Source organism: Arthrobacter sp. R3-55 (genome assembly GCF_054161505.1).
This window is the reverse complement of record NZ_CP096423.1, coordinates 4657279-4673538: the sequence shown is the minus strand read 5'-3', so window position 1 is coordinate 4673538 and position 16260 is coordinate 4657279. Positions and strand designations below refer to the sequence as shown.

At 63.2% G+C, this 16260-nt stretch carries 14 protein-coding genes; 7 read left to right on the top strand and 7 right to left on the bottom strand.

The features are described from left to right. Window positions 1-49 precede the first annotated feature (49 nt). Both pgm and M1D51_RS21395 read right to left on the bottom strand, forming a co-directional pair. On the bottom strand, window positions 50-1723 hold the full coding sequence (gene pgm, locus M1D51_RS21400) for a phosphoglucomutase (alpha-D-glucose-1,6-bisphosphate-dependent) (RefSeq protein WP_458107957.1): 1674 nt from the start codon (window positions 1721-1723) through the stop codon (window positions 50-52). A 286-nt stretch (window positions 1724-2009) separates the two neighbouring features. Further along, a complete protein-coding gene (locus M1D51_RS21395) occupies window positions 2010-2765 on the bottom strand; it encodes an SDR family NAD(P)-dependent oxidoreductase (protein ID WP_458107956.1) in 756 nt (251 codons plus the stop codon). Window positions 2766-2982: 217 nt separating this feature from the next. Between M1D51_RS21395 and M1D51_RS21390 the strand changes: the two genes are divergently transcribed. Continuing rightward, window positions 2983-3687 (top strand): DUF4190 domain-containing protein, encoded by a 705-nt coding sequence (locus M1D51_RS21390; RefSeq protein ID WP_458107955.1) that lies wholly within the window; start codon window positions 2983-2985, stop codon window positions 3685-3687. A gap of 94 nt (window positions 3688-3781) precedes the next feature. On the opposite strand, the gene M1D51_RS21385 is transcribed toward M1D51_RS21390, so the two are convergent. Genes M1D51_RS21385 through M1D51_RS21375 form a run of 3 tightly spaced genes read right to left on the bottom strand, consistent with a single transcriptional unit; the run spans window position 3782 to window position 7508 of the window. Then, a complete protein-coding gene (locus tag M1D51_RS21385) occupies window positions 3782-5281 on the bottom strand; it encodes a peptide MFS transporter (RefSeq protein ID WP_216659729.1) in 1500 nt (499 codons plus the stop codon). 54 nt (window positions 5282-5335) lie between these two features. Continuing rightward, complete coding sequence (locus M1D51_RS21380; protein ID WP_458109631.1) at window positions 5336-6757, bottom strand: amidase; 1422 nt, start codon at window positions 6755-6757, stop codon at window positions 5336-5338. A 7-nt stretch (window positions 6758-6764) separates the two neighbouring features. After that, on the bottom strand, window positions 6765-7508 hold the full coding sequence (locus M1D51_RS21375) for a Type 1 glutamine amidotransferase-like domain-containing protein (protein WP_458107954.1): 744 nt from the start codon (window positions 7506-7508) through the stop codon (window positions 6765-6767). Between the two features lie 157 nt (window positions 7509-7665). On the opposite strand from M1D51_RS21375, the gene M1D51_RS21370 reads away from it, so the two are divergent. The 3 genes from M1D51_RS21370 to M1D51_RS21360 all read left to right on the top strand — a co-directional run bounded on the left by M1D51_RS21370 (window position 7666) and on the right by M1D51_RS21360 (window position 9293). Next, window positions 7666-7992, top strand: a complete 327-nt coding sequence (locus M1D51_RS21370; protein WP_458107953.1) for a rhodanese-like domain-containing protein — start codon at window positions 7666-7668, stop codon at window positions 7990-7992. 32 nt (window positions 7993-8024) lie between these two features. Then, entirely contained in the window at window positions 8025-8957 is a 933-nt protein-coding gene (gene pheA / locus M1D51_RS21365; protein WP_458107952.1) for a prephenate dehydratase, read from the top strand. A gap of 105 nt (window positions 8958-9062) precedes the next feature. Next, window positions 9063-9293: a hypothetical protein gene (locus tag M1D51_RS21360; protein WP_172322698.1), complete on the top strand. Its 231-nt coding sequence runs from the start codon at window positions 9063-9065 to the stop codon at window positions 9291-9293. On the opposite strand, the gene M1D51_RS21355 is transcribed toward M1D51_RS21360, so the two are convergent. Further along, window positions 9290-10351: a diacylglycerol/lipid kinase family protein gene (locus tag M1D51_RS21355; RefSeq protein ID WP_458107951.1), complete on the bottom strand. Its 1062-nt coding sequence runs from the start codon at window positions 10349-10351 to the stop codon at window positions 9290-9292. The genes M1D51_RS21360 and M1D51_RS21355 overlap by 4 nt on opposite strands. Before the next feature lie 112 nt (window positions 10352-10463). Here M1D51_RS21355 and serS point away from each other — a divergent pair, with 112 nt between their 5' ends. Both serS and M1D51_RS21345 read left to right on the top strand, forming a co-directional pair. Then, a complete protein-coding gene (gene serS, locus M1D51_RS21350; protein WP_172322700.1) occupies window positions 10464-11744 on the top strand; it encodes a serine--tRNA ligase in 1281 nt (426 codons plus the stop codon). Between the two features lie 164 nt (window positions 11745-11908). After that, window positions 11909-12958 carry a hypothetical protein gene (locus M1D51_RS21345; RefSeq protein WP_458107950.1) on the top strand — a complete coding sequence of 350 codons (1050 nt, stop codon included), beginning with the start codon at window positions 11909-11911 and terminating at the stop codon, window positions 12956-12958. 68 nt (window positions 12959-13026) lie between these two features. On the opposite strand, the gene M1D51_RS21340 is transcribed toward M1D51_RS21345, so the two are convergent. Then, a complete protein-coding gene (locus M1D51_RS21340) occupies window positions 13027-13767 on the bottom strand; it encodes a class I SAM-dependent methyltransferase (protein WP_458107949.1) in 741 nt (246 codons plus the stop codon). A gap of 221 nt (window positions 13768-13988) precedes the next feature. Between M1D51_RS21340 and helR the strand changes: the two genes are divergently transcribed. Further along, on the top strand, window positions 13989-16247 hold the full coding sequence (helR, locus tag M1D51_RS21335) for an RNA polymerase recycling motor ATPase HelR (protein WP_458107948.1): 2259 nt from the start codon (window positions 13989-13991) through the stop codon (window positions 16245-16247). The last annotated feature ends 13 nt before the right edge of the window (window positions 16248-16260 follow it).

The following is a 16260-nucleotide window of genomic DNA, read 5'->3' as shown; positions in this document are numbered from 1 at the left end:
GGTGCGAGAGGGTTCACTTGTGACCCGCGGGAGGTGCGAGAGCGTGGAGCTAGGCGATGACCCCGTCCACCAGCGCCTTGGCCTCTTCCTGAACCTGCTTCAAGTGGTCTGCACCCTTAAAGGACTCGGCATAGATCTTGTAGACGTCCTCGGTGCCGGAGGGGCGGGCCGCGAACCAGGCGTTCTCGGTGACCACTTTCAGGCCGCCGATCGAGGCACCGTTGCCGGGGGCCTCGGTGAGCTTGGCCGTGATCTCCTCGCCCGCAAGGGACGTGGCGGTGACGTCGGAGGCGGACAGCTTGCCCAGCTTGGATTTCTGTTCGCGGGTAGCCGCGGCGTCAATGCGGGCGTAAACGGGTGCGCCGAACTGATCGGTGAGGCCCTTGTAGAGCTGTGACGGAGAGGACCCCGTGACGGCCGTGATTTCCGAGGCCAGAAGGGCCAGCAGGATGCCGTCCTTGTCCGTGGTCCACACGCTGCCGTCGAGTTTGTTGAAGGATGCGCCGGCCGATTCCTCGCCACCGAAGGCACCTTCGCCAGAGAGGAGCCCGGGCACGAACCACTTGAAGCCCACGGGGACCTCAACCAGCTTGCGGCCAAGTCCACCGGCAACGCGGTCGATGATCGAGGAGGAAACCAGGGTCTTGCCCACAACGGACTCCGGGTTCCAGCCGCTGCGGTTCCGGTACAGGTAATCGATGGCGACGGCGAGGTAGTGGTTCGGGTTCATCAGCCCGCCCACTCCATCAACAAGAGGTGTCACAATGCCGTGGCGGTCGGCGTCGGCGTCGTTACCTGTGGCGACATCGTAAGCGGCGGTGCCATCGGCACCAGCGGCCATGCGCTGAATAAGGGACGCCATGGCCGACGGCGACGAGCAGTCCATGCGGATCTTCTCGTCCCAGTCGAGGGTCATGAAGGCCCACTGCGGATCGACGGTGGGGTTCACCACTGTGAGGTTGAGCTGGTGGCGCTCGCCGATTTCACCCCAGTAGTCAACGGAGGCGCCGCCCATGGGATCGGCCCCGATCCGGACACCGGCGTTCCGGATCGCCTCGAGGTTCAGCACCGACGGGAGGTCATCCACGTAGCTGCTGAGGAAGTCGAACTTGCCCGTGGTGTCGGCAGCAAGGGCATCGTTCAGCGGCATGCGCTTGACGCCACGGAGGCCGTTCTCCAGGAGCTGGTTGGCTCGGTCGGCAATCCATCCGGTGGCATCAGTATCGGCCGGGCCGCCATGGGGAGGGTTGTATTTGAAGCCGCCGTCGCCGGGTGGGTTGTGGCTGGGGGTGACCACGATGCCGTCGGCCTGGGGGGTGCCCGGCGCGGCTTCGCGGTTGTACTTGAGGATGGCGTGGCTCAAGGCCGGTGTTGGAGTGTAGCCGTGGCGGGCGTCTACCAGGACGGTCACGCCGTTGGCGGCCAGTACTTCGAGAGCGGAATTCTGGGCCGGCTCACTGAGGGCGTGGGTGTCTCGGCCGATGAACAGCGGCCCGGTAATGCCCTGGCGGCCGCGGTATTCAACGATTGCCTGGGTGATCGCAAGAATATGGGGCTCGTTGAACGATGCCTTCAAACTGGATCCACGGTGTCCCGACGTTCCAAATGCCACGCGTTGCGTGGGATCGTCCAAGTCCGGAGCTACGTCGAAATACGCGTCCAGCAGGGCTGTGATGTCAACAAGGTCCTGGGGAAGGGCAACTGTGCCCGCTCGGCTAGCCATGGGGTCCAGCATGCCAGACCTTGGCGTCCGCTGACACGAAATGTCCGGGATCCGGCCCCTGTGACGCCGAAAGGCGGTGATACGTCAGGACAAAAACCGCCAAGCCGGCAAAGATTCATTCCCCGTTAAGACCGCACCGGGTGCACCTGTTCCCGCCTGGCGCGCCACCCGTAGCCCAAGGGCGCACCTGTTCGCGCGATTCGCTCCAGAGGTTACGGGTGCGATCGGGGGTAACGGTGGCGAGCAACCCACCCTTACCCCCGGCCGGCGCACCTTAAAAGCACTGCTAGACGGCGGTGTACCCGCCGTCGACCAGTACGTAGGAGCCGGTCATGAAACTCGCCTTGTCAGAGAGCAGGAACGTGGTGACGTTCGCGACTTCCTCGGCCGTGCCCAAGCGGCCAAGCGGGTGCTTCGCTTCAAGTCCGCTCACAACTTCCTTCGGAGCAGCAGCCAGCAACGGGGTGTCGATGTAGCCGGGGCCGATGGCGTTGACGCGGAGACCCTGCGCGCCGTATTCAGCTGCGGCGTTCTTGGTCAGGCCCACCACGGCGTGCTTGGCGGCGGTGTAGGCGGCGTTGCCCGGAGCAGCGACCGCGCCGTGAATGGAGGCCATGTTCACAATGGCACCTTCAGAGGCGCCGGCGGCAAGGATGACGGGGATCTGATAGCGCATGCCGTACAGGACGCCGCTCAGGTTGATGGCGATGACCCTGTCCCAGTCTTCGATGTCGACGTCGCCTACAGGGGCACTGGCGCCACCGATCCCGGCGTTGTTCACGGCATAGTTGAGGGCGCCGTAGGTTTCCACGGCGAAGTCGACTGCCTTTTTGCTGTCCTCGGCCACCGCGGTGTTGCCTTGGAACGGAGCTGCGGTGCCGCCGTCGGCCGTGATCTCGTTGGCCACCCGGGTGGCGGCGTCGAGGTTCACGTCAGCTACTACAACCTTGACGCCGTTCTTTGCGAGGTCTTTGCTGATCGCTTCCCCGAGCCCTGAACCGCCGCCGGTGACGAGTGCGGTCTTGCCTTCGAAGTTACCCATGATTCCTCCTTCGCGGGAATGATCCCGCCGATTTCCTTGGTGAGCGCTGCTTAAGTCGCTACTTCCATAAACCGAGTCGGACTCGAAAAAATTCCATGCTTTTGCATGAATTCTTTCCGATGGGCTGTTGTGCCCATGTCTAAGGTGCGCTTTTCCTTATGCGGGACCCCGGACGGCGGTAGTGTTGGGATCAAAGACCACTTTCAGGGGGATTCCTATGTCAGATCAGCCATCCAAGGGCAACGAAGACAAGCCGGCGGGATACGAACCGCCGCAGTACGTCCCGCCCGCACAGTTCAGCGCGCCCGAGTCCAGCGTTGCAGACCAGGGCGTTGCGGGCCAGGGTGCTGCAGAGCACGGCGTGCCGGGCGAGGGCGCCAACGCCACGCAGCCCCTCCCGCCCTACGAGCAGAGCGCGCACGGGCAGGGCGCATATACACAGAACGCCCAAGGCCAGGACGACTTCTACACCCAGCCGCAGCCGCCCGCCAGCGCCTACACGCCCGGTGAATACACGCCCGGTGACTACAGCCAGCAGCCGCCGTCACCGTATGGCCAGCCGCCCAGCCCGTACCAGCAGCAGCAGCCCTATGGACAGCAGCCCTATGGCCAGCAACCCTACGGCCAGCCGCAGTCACCGTACGGTCAGCCCGCGTACTATGCCATGCAGGCCGAGCCCAAGGGCCTGAGCATTGCCAGCATGTGCTGCGGTATCGCCATTTTTGTTGGCTTCGGGTTCTTCATCTTGCCGCAGATCGCCGCCGTGATCCTGGGCCACCTCGGCCTCAAGCGCGAGCCCGCCGGCAAGGGCATGGCGATCGCCGGCCTGGTGATGGGGTACATCGGCATTGCATTGACGGTGATCTTCGGCATCATCTTCTTTGCTGCGATCGGTGCCTCAACCAGCAGGTACGACTACTAAGCAAAAACGTACGACGGCGACCCTTGCCTCTGGTGGGAATCCCACCGGACGCGGGGGTCGCCGTCGTTGGTTGACGTCAGGCGAGGGCGGGCTGTTACCGCACGCCGCCCATCAGCTTCTTGATGGCAGGTGATGCGGCCGCCAGGCCCACGGCCAGCACTACTGCAACGCTTCCGATCCCCAGGAAGTACGGGAGTTCGTCCTCGGGGTTGTAGAGGCCCGCGAGGATGCCGGCCAAGGTGGTGCCGAGTGAGACGGACAGGAAGAACAGCGCCACCATCTGGGTGTGGAAGGCCTGCGGGGCGAGCTTGGTGCTCACGGACAGGCCGATGGGGGAGAGGAACAGTTCCGCCAGGGTGAACATGAACAGGATGCCCACCAGTGCCAGCAGCGGAGTCTTGCCTTCGCCGGCCAGCGGAATGAACGCCAGGAAAGCCAGGCCCATGATGAACAGGCCTGCGGAGAACTTCAGCGGCGAGCTCGGCTGCTTGGAGCCCAGTTTCGTCCACAGGGCAGCCATGACACCGGCGAAGATGATGATGAACACCGGGTTGATGGACTGGACCCAGGCGGCCGGCATTTCCCAGCCGAAGAGGTTGCGGTCCAGCTTCTCCTGCGAATACACAGCGATGAATGTGAACTGCTGCTGGAACAGTGCCCAGAACCCGGCCGATGCGATGAACAGGGGGATGAAGGCGATCACGCGCTTGCGCTCCACGCCGGTGACCAGCGGGCTGCGGAAGATCAGGAACAGGTAGACCACTGCGGCCCCGATGGCCGCGTAGGCCATACTGCTGGCCAGGTTGTTGGCGTTGACGAGTCCAGTGCCGAGCAGGACGCCAATGACAACCAGGATGGCCAGGAAGATCAGGCCGTACTTGGTGCGGTCCTTCGCCGGAAGGGGGTTGGGAACGCGGTGGGCTTCCTCAGGAAGGCGTTTGCGGCCCAGGGAGTAGATGACCAGGCCGATCGCCATGCCCACGGCCGCGGCGCCGAAGCCCACGTGGAAGCCGTAGCTCGTCTGCAGCCAACCGGTAACCAGCGGGCCAATGAGGCCGCCGATGTTGATGCCCATGTAGAAGATGGAGAAGCCGGCATCGCGGCGCTCGTCCTTCTCGCCGTACAAGCTGCCTACCAGGGCAGTGGCGTTGGCCTTCAGCCCGCCCGAGCCGATGCCTACCAACACCAAGCCCGCGATCAGGCCCGGAATGCCCGGCAGGAGTGCCAGCGCAATGTGGCCGGCCATGATCATGATGGCCGAGCCGAACAGGACCTTTTCGGAGCCGAAGAGACGGTCGGCGAGCCATGCACCGAGGATCGTCGACAGGTAAACGCCACCACCGTACGCGCCCACCAAACCAGCGGCGAGGCCCTGGTCGATGGAAAGACCGCCCTGCTCGGCGGTGAAGTACATGTAGTAGAGCAGGATTCCCTGCATGCCGTAGAAGGAGAATCGCTCCCACATTTCCACGGAGAAGAGGCTGGCCAACATCTTTGGGTGGCCGAAGAATGACGTATCGCCCGCTGGCTTTGCGGACTCAGCCGTGGTTTGAGGTGTGCTCATTTTCTTAATGCTGGCACTGACTGCGGGCATTGTCACATCGATATATGCCCGGGGCAACCACTTTCCATATGCTAGACGCCGATCTCAGCTGCTCTCGAGGGCGGCTGCCAGCTGGAGAAGCAGCAGCTCGGATCCCGGCCTGCCGATCAGCTGGATCCCCATCGGCAGGCCGCCCGGCGTCATGTGTACGGGAATGCTGATGGCCGGCAGTCCGCACACGTTCACCATGGAGGACCACGGCGCATATTGGCATTGCCGTTTGTAATCCTCATCGGCGTCGCCCGCCCACTCGCTCGGCCAAGGCTCACCACTGTGTCCGCCCCCGGTAAACCATCCGATCGGCCGCGGTGTCTGCGCCAAAGTGGGCATGAGGATCATGTCCCAGTCCGAGTACTGCGTGATGGTGTCGTGCTCGAACTGCCGCAGGAAACTCAGGGCTTCGTTGACCTTCGACGCGCTCCGCTGTTGCGCACGACGCCGGAATGTCCGGGTCAGCGGGGTCAGCAACGCCTCGCGCCGGGGTGCTATCCGGGCACTCCCGACGCCGGCAGTCCAGGCTGTTGTGAACGCTTCGGGATAGCGGTTGTCATAGCGGATTTCGGCTTCACCGACCCTGTGCCCGGCCTTTTCCAGCAGTTTGATCCCCAAAGCCAAGGCGTCCATCGCTTCTTCTTCGATCTGGAACGGGTAAATTCCAGCCCAGGGGCTGTCCAGGCTCAGGCCGATTTTCAGGGGCTCCGGCGCCCGCCCCACGTCGGCGAGGTATCCGCCGTCGGGCGCTTGGTCCCGGGGAACCAGCGCGTCCATCAGAAGCGCTGCATCCCCAGCCGTTCTTGCCAGCGGGCCGGCAACAACGAGCTTGGCAGCATCGCCCGCGCCGGCACCCGAGGGCACCACTCCGCGGCCAGGCTTCAATCCCACCAGCCCGCAGGCTCCTGCCGGGATCCGGATGGAGCCGCCGCCGTCGGTCCCGGGCGCAAAGGGAACAAATCCGGCAGCCACCGCAGCAGCGCTTCCGCCCGACGATCCGCCGGAACTGCGTCCCATGGCGTGTGGATTGCGCGACGGCGGTGCGACGCGATTTTCGCTGTAGGCCGTCAGTCCGAATTCCGGAACCTGGGTCTTGCCCAGTGAGATGACACCCCGCATCTTCAGGCCTGCCGCGAGGGCGCCGTCCTCCGGCGCCGCCTTGTGCTCCAGGGCTGCGCTGCCGTGCGTAGTGGGAACACCGGCAACATCGGTGAGGTCCTTGAATGCCGTGGGCATGCCGTGAAGGAGGGGGAGCTCATCCAAGCGTCCCTCCTTCACCAGCGCGGCGTGCAGCCGATCCGCAGCTGCGGCGTCGACCAGTGCCCGGTCAGCCGTGACGGTGACGAAGGCGCCCAGCTGCTTGTTCCGCGATTCAATGGCCCCGAGGTAATGCCCGGTGGCCTCCCGGGCGGAGACTTCACCCGAGGCCAGGGCATCGCGCAGCTCAACAGCGGACATTCGCGAAAGGTCACGCATGGAAGGATCAGCCAAGGAAACGCGACTCCAACCGTTCCTCCACAGCAACAGCATCCACGCTCTCGCCCGCCCCGGCGGTCACCCGGAAGGCAGCCTTGTTCTTCACCTCGGACACCACCTCCACAAGTTCGGTGCCCCGGTAAACCAGCCCCACGCCGTCGTCCGTGCAGTGCGTTTCACCCAACGTGCCGTTGGCCACCAGCTGGTGGATTGCCGGTGCGCGCCGCAGTTCCGAGTCATAGTGGACGCCGTTGCCGTAGGGGAGGAAGCCCAAAGCATTGGTGACGGGCTTGAGCTCGGGGCCAAAGGAATCGGTGACACCACCTTGGTACCAGCAGATGGACCCGGCTGAGACCCCGGCAAGCACAACTCCACTTTCCCAGGCCTTCCGGAGAGTGCCGTCCAGTCCGTGGGCACGCCAGACCGCCAGCAGATTCACTACTGAGCCGCCGTGGACCCACACCACATCCTGCTCCAGCAGATGGGCTTCGGGGTCCTCGATGTTGGGCATGGCGAAGAGGTTGAGGTGGCTGAAATTGAATCCAGCAATGCGTGCGGCCTGGTCCATCTCGGCAGCCCACCAGCGCTGGTCACCCGATGCCGTGCCGATATGTGTGACGCGCGGGGCCCGGCCGGTGACACCGGACAGCTCCACGGCGTAATGCATCAAGTGGTTGAACTCGATCCGGGTGCGCTCGCCGGGCTTGTACCCGCCGGACGTCGCCAAAATGGTCGGTTGCCCGGTAGCCATGGGTACTCCTAACGCGCCGGCGGTGGGGGAGAGCTTGGATCCCAGTCTTAGCGTCCGTGCGTCGGGAAGCAAGCGCGGGCCACCTGTGAAGTTACAGCGCCACGCGGCGGGGACTAGGCTGGATGCTGGACTTAATCGATGGGAAGGGACCACCGCCATGAGCGAATTCGATACCGTGCCTGTAGGCGACATTCCGGCCAACGCCAGCATTCTGGACGTCCGCGAAGACTACGAATGGGTGGCCGGCCATGCCGAAGGTGCCCGTCACATCCCCATGGACCAGCTGCCGGCACGCCTGGACGAACTCGATCCGGACGACGACCTCTTTGTCATCTGCCGCACCGGAGGACGCTCCTTCCGCGCAGTGCAGTGGCTGGTGGGCCAGGGCTACTCCGCGGTGAATGTTGCCGGTGGCATGGACATGTGGTTTGAGGCCGGCAAGCCGATGGTTTCGGACAACGGGCTGAAGCCGGTTGTCCTCTAAACCCCTTATATAACCAGCAAGGAATATCTCTAATGTCGGCACTGACCTACGCATTCCTCGGCCCCCAGGGCACCTTCACCGAGGCTGCCCTCCTGCAGGTACCGGGTGCTGCCGACGCTACGCGTATTCCATGCAGCAACGTCAATACGGCGTTGGGCCAGGTCCGTTCCGGCGAAGTTGATGCGGCCATGGTCCCCATCGAAAACTCGGTGGAGGGCGGGGTCACTGCCACCCTGGATGCGATTGCCACAGGCCAGGAGCTCCGGATCATTCGTGAGGCCCTGGTTCCCATCACCTTCGTGCTGGTGGCGAGGCCCGGCGTCGAACTTTCCGACGTCAAACGGATCTCGACGCACGGCCACGCCTGGGCGCAGTGCCGGCTATGGGTCGATGAGCACGTTCCTGACGCCGACTATGTTCCGGGATCGTCGACGGCGGCATCCGCCATGGGCCTGCTGGACGACGACGCACCCTACGACGCCGCCATTTGTGCGCCGTTGGTTGCTGCCGAACAACCCGGGCTCAACGTCCTGGCAGAGGACATCGGCGACAACCCCGAAGCAGTGACCCGGTTCATCCTGGTCAGCAAACCCGGTCTCCTTCCAGGCCGCACGGGCGCGGATAAGACCACGGTGGTGGTTCCGCTGCCCGAGGATCACCCCGGAGCGCTCATGGAGATCCTGGACCAGTTCGCTTCCCGCGGGGTAAACCTGAGCCGCATCGAATCCCGGCCAACCGGACAGTACCTGGGCCACTACTTCTTCAGCATCGACGCCGACGGCCATGCCACGGATTCACGGGTAGCCGACGCCCTCGCAGGCCTCCACCGCATCAGCCCGGCCACGCGGTTCCTGGGCTCCTACGCCCGTGCCGACAAACAACCCGCCGTGGTGGCTCCGCATACTTCGGACGCTGCTTTTGCCTCCGCGCACGCGTGGGTTGACTCGATCCTGAAGGGCTCCTAGCCACTGTTCACAAGCGGAGCGTCCGCCCTTTCGCAAGGATGCTTCTGTGCGTATGCTTGCTTGATCCATAAACGATGGATGAATGCACCAACGAAAGGAGCGGTCATGTCAGTCCACCGGGATGACAAAGAGGGCCAGGGCATGATCGTCAATCCGAAGCCCACAGGCGAAAACCAGGACGACTGGAATGGCGATGAAGCCGATCGTGCAGACCGGCTCCGCTTTGAAGAAGAACAAGCGATGATCAAGGAGCAAGCCGAGGCACGCGCTGCTGCCAAGGCAGCTACCGAGGAAGCCGACAGGAACGCTGCCCAGCCGGACGTTGGAGCAATCTAGTCCGTCTTGGCTTTCGGCACACGCACCAGCAGGGACCCTGGCTCCACTTGCACCGTGACCGTTGTCGCCTCACCTGAGGGATCGCCGTCGAGCTGTGTAGCCATGGGTTCCTGGCTGCGGATGATGACCTTGCCGGAACGGTAGAAGCTCATCATCGGCAGGTTCGCATTGTGCTTGAACAGGACCTTTGTGTACATGGCGAGCCAACCGAATGCGCTGCGGGGACTCATGACCACAATGTCCAACATGCCGTCGTCGATCATTGCCTGCGGGATGAAGTCGATGCCGCCGGGGATCAATCCGCAATTGGCGAACAGTACGCTGCGGATTTTCCTGGCCTGCTCGGGCTGGTCATCCATGGTGATGGTGACGCGTTTTCGCCGGCCGGGAAGGTGGCGGACGCCGGCTTCGGTATAGGCCAGCCAGCCCACGCTCTTCTTGAGGTTGTCCCTGGTATCGCCAACAACCTCGGCGTCCAGGCCCATGCCCGCGATGACCAGGAACGTGTGCTCGGCGGATTCGCCGGTGATGTCATTGTCTATGCCCATGGTGGCGGTATCGATGTAGCGCTGGTGGCCAAACAGGGCAACCTGAATGCAGTCCGCAATGTCAGTGACGTCCAGGTCCACGTTGCGCGCCAGCAGATTTCCGGTGCCCAGCGGGATGAGGCCCATCGCAACGTTCTTATGGGCCAGCGACTCTGCCACAACGCGCACTGTACCGTCGCCGCCGCACGCCAGGACGACGTCGGCCCCGTAAGCCAAAGCCTCCCGCGATTGGCTGTATCCGGGGTCTTCGATGGTGGTTTCGAAGAATTTGGGGGCATCCCATCCGGCGAGGTCGCACGCGTCGATGATGGCCTGCCGGGCGGCGGCGGCGTTGTTCTTCACCGGGTTGAGGATGACGGCAACCCGTTGGTCCCCTCCACCGGGCTTATGGGCGTCCTCCCGAACCGCGCTCCTGATGTGCCGGGCTTTCAATCGGCGCACACCCCACCAACTGGAGACGGCAAACGCCACGCCCCCAGCGAGAATCACGTACAGGATCCAGTCGCTCATGGTGCTCCAACACTATCCTCCTGGGCAGGTCCCCCTTGGCCTCGTGTCCGGGGCGTGCGGGGTTTGCCCGCTTCGGGCCGGAAATCCGCGGCGGATTCGATACTCTTGTTTGGTGATCGACGTAAAAGACCTCAGCGAAAATCCGGACAAGTTCCGTGCCAGCCAGCGCGCCCGTGGTGCCGACGAGTCCGTTGTGGACGCGATCATCTCCGCTGACTCCGATCGCCGTGCCGCGCTGATCCGCCACGAGACGCTCCGTGCAGAGCAGAACGCTTTCGGCAAGAAGGTGGCGCAGGCCAAGGGCGAGGAAAAGCAGGCATTGCTGGCCGAAGTCAAGGAACTGGCCAACTCGGTCAAGGCCGCTGCCGCTGAAGCCTCTGCCGCGCAAGCCAAGCAGGAAGAACTGCTCCGTGTCATCCCCAACCTCGTAGTGGACGGTGTCCCCGAGGGCGGCGAGGACGACTACGTTGTGGTCAAGACCGTTGGTACTCCGCGTGAATTCACGGACTTTGAGCCCAAGGACCACTTGGAAATCGGTGAACTGATCGGCGCGATCGACATGGAACGCGGCGCCAAGGTCTCGGGCTCACGCTTCTACTTCCTCCGTGGCGTTGGCGCCCGCTTGGAAATGGCACTGCTGCAGATGGCCATGGAGCAGGCCATCGACGCCGGGTTCGTTCCCATGATCACCCCCACGTTGGTGCGCCCCGAGACCATGCAGGGCACCGGTTTTGACGTCAAGCACGACGCCGAGATCTACCGTCTCGCTGAAGACGACCTTTACTTGGTGGGAACCTCGGAAGTGGCCCTCGCCGGCTACCACGCAGACGAGATCCTGGATCTCTCTGCCGGTCCCATCCGCTACGCGGGCCAGAGCTCCTGCTACCGCCGTGAGGCCGGTTCGCATGGCAAGGACACCCGCGGCATCATCCGTGTGCACCAGTTCAACAAGGTGGAGATGTTCATCTACACCACGGTTGAAGAAGCAGCCGCTGAGCACGAACGCCTGCTCGCCTGGGAAGAGGAAATGCTGGCCAAGTGCGAGCTTCCGTACCGCGTGATCGACACCGCCGCCGGTGACCTCGGCATGTCCGCAGCCCGCAAGTTCGACTGTGAAGCATGGGTACCCACCCAGAACGCCTACCGCGAGCTCACCTCGACGTCCAACTGCACCACGTTCCAGGCCCGCCGCCTGAACATCCGCGAACGCGTGATCAATGACGAAGGTATTGCCAAGGGAACCCGCGCCGTGGCCACGCTGAACGGCACGCTGGCCACCACGCGCTGGATCGTTGCCATCCTTGAGCACCACCAGAACCCGGATGGCTCAGTGAACGTTCCGAAGGCACTGCAGAAGTACCTTGGCGGGCTTGAGGTTCTGCCGGTTCTTTAATTCTTTGGCGGATCCCGCCCTCGTTCGCTTCCCCGGCCGTTGTACGGCTCGAGTGGCGGACAGGGGCGGGATTTTCTGTTGCCACTTGTCCTCCACATCCGGGGTTGTGCACATAGGGGTATTCTGCAGCTGAATGATGGCTTGCGCCGGGCCAAGGTGGAGTGATGGACATACCACCTGGTCTCATTGAAACCCCTGCCATTCTTCGCTCCGGGGGCCGGACAGATGCAGTCCACAGCAGCTTCATGGCGGGCAAACTGGTGAGAATTCGCCGCGGCTTCTACGTAGAGACATCCAAGTGGCGGGCGGCTCAGCCGTGGATTCGCTTCGCCTGGACAGTTGCTGCAGCTGCCCGCGCCATTCCAGGCCTTGTCCTCTGCCGTGAAACTGCTGCTTTCGCCATGGGCATACCCATCCTGCGGACCCCGTCCTATGTGGAATGCGTTGCAACGAGTCCAAGCCGCTCGGGACGACGCCGGCCTACGTTGTCCATTGCGAGTGCGGGCATCGACGCCCAGCACGTCCTGAGGGATCGAGGCTTCCCCTTGCGGTATCACCTGCATCCTGAGTCCACCCCCGTAAGCCTCGGAGAATTTGTGGGCACGGGACTTCTGCATACGGCCTTGGACGTGGCGTTCTCATCGACGCTAAGCCAGTCCTTGGTGGTGGCAGATGGAGTAGCACGAGAACTCGGGAAGGGGGGAATCCTTGTGCCGGGGTCCAATCTCATGGACATGGACCGGATTGCGGTGGCCGTCCGGGCGCACCCGCATGCTGCTGCCAGGCGCCGAGCAGAACTAGCGTTGTCACTTGCGTCTCCCCTGGCTGAATCTGCGGGAGAGTCCTTCAGCAGGGCAGCCTTTCAGTTTCTTGGCGTGGAACAGCCGGAGCTACAGCACGATTTCAGCGATATAGACGGATTCATTGGCCGAAGTGATTTTTGGTGGCCTGGAAGGGACGGCAGGAAAGGTGTTGTGGGGGAGTTCGACGGAAAGGCGAAATACACCACCCCGGAACTACGCAACGGCGCCACGGTTGAGGAAGCCGTGTACAACGAGAAGCTGCGGGAAGACCGGATTCGTGCCCTGGGTTTCGGATTCGCGCGCTGGGGATGGGCAGATGTTGAGAACCCGGAGAGGCTGCGCCGAAAGCTGCTCGGTGCCGGACTGCTCCCGGGCGTCCGGACAGGATTGCTGGCGGTGGGCCGTGGATAGCGTTCAAACCCCCATTTGTTCGTCACCCTCCACGTTGTGCGGCGGGGGATTCGAACTAGGGCGGGAATCTAGGCGGGCTTATGGGCAATCACTATCAGTTCGCCCTCCCCGGCACCCACATCTTCGCCGGACCATCCGCCGTAGATGTGGTCAATGGTGAAGCCGGCAGTCGCCAGATCCTGTCGCAGCTGATCTTCCGTGCGGAATGCGAGGACTGAGATCTCTGATTCAGGGACGCCGCCGTTGAAGACCCGGTGCTCGGTCAGGGCAACGCGCCCGTCCAATTCCACAGTGCTTTCGGCCCACGCATCCACCATGGATCCGTCGGGAAGAGTGTGCCGGCGCCTTGTCTCTGCCGGAGTCCAGTGCTCCCACGCCCTGGCGGCAGGGTCGCGGGAATCGAAAGCCAAGCTGCCTCCGGGGACTAATGCGCGGTGGACGTCGGCAAGCGTCCGGGACCAGACGTCGTCGTCGTTTATTGCTTGGGCCACATGCGCCGTCATGATGGCCACATCGAAAGCGTGCGCCACAGGGATCTGCGCCGATGTACCGTCAATCCACGTCACCTCATCAGCCCTTGGTTTCATGCGGGCAGCCGCAAGGGAGTCGGAACTGGGGTCGATGCCAACAACGGAATGGCCAGCCGCAGCAACCGCGAGGGTCATCCGCCCGGTGCCGCAGCCCAGATCCAAAACCCGGCTGTTCGGCCGCTCATTAACGAAGGCCAGAAAGAAGTCATCATCCGCGGCCCACACATTCCGGGCGTCGTAGAGGGCTGAAAGCTGAGCTCCGGTCATTCCTGAAGGCATCCGACTACCCTAGCCCGCGCCCCTCAAACTCGCTGCTGTTCGGCACGCCCGGCGTTATGCGGCGGGGATTTCGAACAATTGCGGAAAAGGGCACAAAAAAGGAAGGGAATGGTCCCTTCCATACTCAATTTATAACCCACATGGGGGCTTGCGGCAAGGCCCCCTACGTGCCGAACAATTGATCCACGAACCCCGCCAACCAAAGAAAAGGGAGTCGTGTGATGCCCAAAATCAGCCCATCAAAAACCAGTGCCTTCATGTTGCCGGAGCACCTCGCCCGGAAGGCCGATCCGCACCTGATCGGCAACGACGAGCAGCAGTTCGAAGCCGTTGAAACCAGCCTCACGGAACAAATTGAGGAGTTGACCGCACGTCTTGATGCCACGCGGAAGCAGCCCGGTGGTCGTGGACAGGCGGCCTTGGACCGGGATCAGGAAATCCACCGGATCACCGGAAGACTGCGTGCTCTGAGGCGCTTCGGCCTGGACCTTTGCTTGGGCAGGATGGTCACTGCGGAGAATCCGGAACCGGTGTATGTGGGCAGGCTCGGCCTGACCGACAGAGAGGGGCGCCGACTTTTGATCGACTGGCGTTCACCGGCCGCCGAGCCCTTTTTCGGAGCAACCCACGCCAACCCGATGGGATTGGTGAGCCGACGCAGGTATCGCTGGACTCGGGACCAAGGTAGAGATAGCCGGATCAGTGATTATTGGGACGAGGTGTTCACTGCCGACGGCCTCGAGGGCAACGCTGCCCTTGACGATCAATCTGCCTTCGTCGCCAGTTTGGGCAGCAGCCGCTCGCCTCGCATGCGTGATGTGCTGGGGACCATCCAAGCCGACCAGGACCGGATCATCCGTGCAGGCTCCCGCGGTGCTTTAGTGGTGGACGGCGGGCCCGGAACCGGAAAGACCGTGGTGGCGTTGCACCGGACGGCGTACCTGCTCTATTCGGATCCCCGCTTGAATCACCACGGCAGCCACCGAAAGAGCGAGGTCCTGTTTGTGGGCCCGCATCAGCCCTATCTTGCCTACGTGGCTGACGTCCTTCCGAGCTTGGGTGAGGAGGGAGTGCAGACATGCACGCTGAGGGACCTTGTCCCGGAAGGTGCCACGGCCGTCGTCGAGCCTGATCCCGAAGTGGCCCGGCTGAAGTCGACCGTGGAGATGGTGAAGGCGATTGAGTCCGCCGTGAAGTTCTACGAGGCACCGCCTGAGGAGGGCATGGAGGTGGAAACGCCCTACGCCGATATGTGGCTCAGCAGTGAGGACTGGGCCGAGGCGTTTGATGCCGCGGAACCCGGCACGCCGCACAATGAAGCCCGCGATGACGTGTGGGAGGCACTGCTCACCATCCTCGTGGACAAACTGGACGAGCATGACATTCCGGAGAGCCTGCTGCGCCGCGCGCTTACCCACAATGCGGAGTTGAGGACAGCCTTCACCAGGGCGTGGCCCCTCTTGGATTACCCGGCGTTGGTGGCGGACTTATGGCGGGTGCCGGCCTATCTGAGGTTGTGTGCGCCATGGCTGCAGCCCGGTGAAACAGCAACGCTTCAGCGGGATAACCCCGAGGCATGGACGACGGCGGACCTGCCCCTTTTGGACGCAGCCCGCCAACGCTTGGGCGACCCTGAGGCCTCACGGCGCAGAGGGGTCCGGAACGCATCGCTTGCGGCCGAGCGCGAGCTTATGGATCGGGTGGTGGAGGACCTGATAGCTGCTGATGACTCCGAAAATCTGGAGATGTACATGTTGCGCGGTGACGATATGCGGGAAAAGCTCGTGAACCAGGAGATGCTGCCTTCCACTGATCCTGACACCCTGGCTGGACCGTTCGCGCACATCGTGGTGGATGAAGCCCAGGAACTGACGGACGCCGAGTGGCGGATGTTGTTGCTGCGGTGCCCCTCGGGGAGTTTCACAGTGGTGGGGGACAGGGCCCAGGCCAGGCACGGTTTCACGGAATCATGGGAAGAACGGCTGGAACGTGTGGGCCTTGGCACCGTCACCGTTGCCGGTCTCAGCATCAACTACCGCACTCCCGAAGAGGTCATGGCTGCAGCTGAACCGGTGATCCGCGAGGCACTCCCGGACGCCAACGTACCTACCTCGGTCCGCAACAGTGGCATCCCGGTGGTCCACGGTGAAACCAAGCAGCTCAGCACGATTCTGGATGGCTGGAAGGATCGCAATCCTGAGGGAATTGCCTGTGTCATTAGCAGCTCGGACGCGATAGCCGGGACTCAAAGGGACCGCGTCAGCTGGCTCACCCCTGAGCTGGCAAAGGGCCTGGAGTACGACCTCGTGGTCCTCATCGATCCGGAAACGTTTGGCCAGGGCATTGAGGGTGCCGTGGACCGCTACGTGGCCATGACGCGGGCCACCCGGCAGCTGGTGATCCTCAGGAGCAGCAAGGAGCCGGCCAGTGACAGCCACTATTCACCGTCCGTTAATCCACAGCTGTGGCGCCGGTCCTAGTTCAGTGTCGGAG

What these genes read in the sequence shown, in the direction of transcription:
- pgm (WP_458107957.1), bottom strand. Translation starts at nt 1,723, where the DNA reads ATGGCTAGCCGAGCGGGCACAGTTGCCCTTCCCCAGGACCTTGTTGAC.
- M1D51_RS21395 (WP_458107956.1), bottom strand. Translation starts at nt 2,765, where the DNA reads ATGGGTAACTTCGAAGGCAAGACCGCACTCGTCACCGGCGGCGGTTCA.
- M1D51_RS21390 (WP_458107955.1), top strand. Translation starts at nt 2,983, where the DNA reads ATGTCAGATCAGCCATCCAAGGGCAACGAAGACAAGCCGGCGGGATAC.
- M1D51_RS21385 (WP_216659729.1), bottom strand. Translation starts at nt 5,281, where the DNA reads ATGCCCGCAGTCAGTGCCAGCATTAAGAAAATGAGCACACCTCAAACC.
- M1D51_RS21380 (WP_458109631.1), bottom strand. Translation starts at nt 6,757, where the DNA reads ATGCGTGACCTTTCGCGAATGTCCGCTGTTGAGCTGCGCGATGCCCTG.
- M1D51_RS21375 (WP_458107954.1), bottom strand. Translation starts at nt 7,508, where the DNA reads ATGGCTACCGGGCAACCGACCATTTTGGCGACGTCCGGCGGGTACAAG.
- M1D51_RS21370 (WP_458107953.1), top strand. Translation starts at nt 7,666, where the DNA reads ATGAGCGAATTCGATACCGTGCCTGTAGGCGACATTCCGGCCAACGCC.
- pheA (WP_458107952.1), top strand. Translation starts at nt 8,025, where the DNA reads ATGTCGGCACTGACCTACGCATTCCTCGGCCCCCAGGGCACCTTCACC.
- M1D51_RS21360 (WP_172322698.1), top strand. Translation starts at nt 9,063, where the DNA reads ATGTCAGTCCACCGGGATGACAAAGAGGGCCAGGGCATGATCGTCAAT.
- M1D51_RS21355 (WP_458107951.1), bottom strand. Translation starts at nt 10,351, where the DNA reads ATGAGCGACTGGATCCTGTACGTGATTCTCGCTGGGGGCGTGGCGTTT.
- M1D51_RS21345 (WP_458107950.1), top strand. Translation starts at nt 11,909, where the DNA reads ATGGACATACCACCTGGTCTCATTGAAACCCCTGCCATTCTTCGCTCC.
- M1D51_RS21340 (WP_458107949.1), bottom strand. Translation starts at nt 13,767, where the DNA reads ATGCCTTCAGGAATGACCGGAGCTCAGCTTTCAGCCCTCTACGACGCC.
- helR (WP_458107948.1), top strand. Translation starts at nt 13,989, where the DNA reads ATGCCCAAAATCAGCCCATCAAAAACCAGTGCCTTCATGTTGCCGGAG.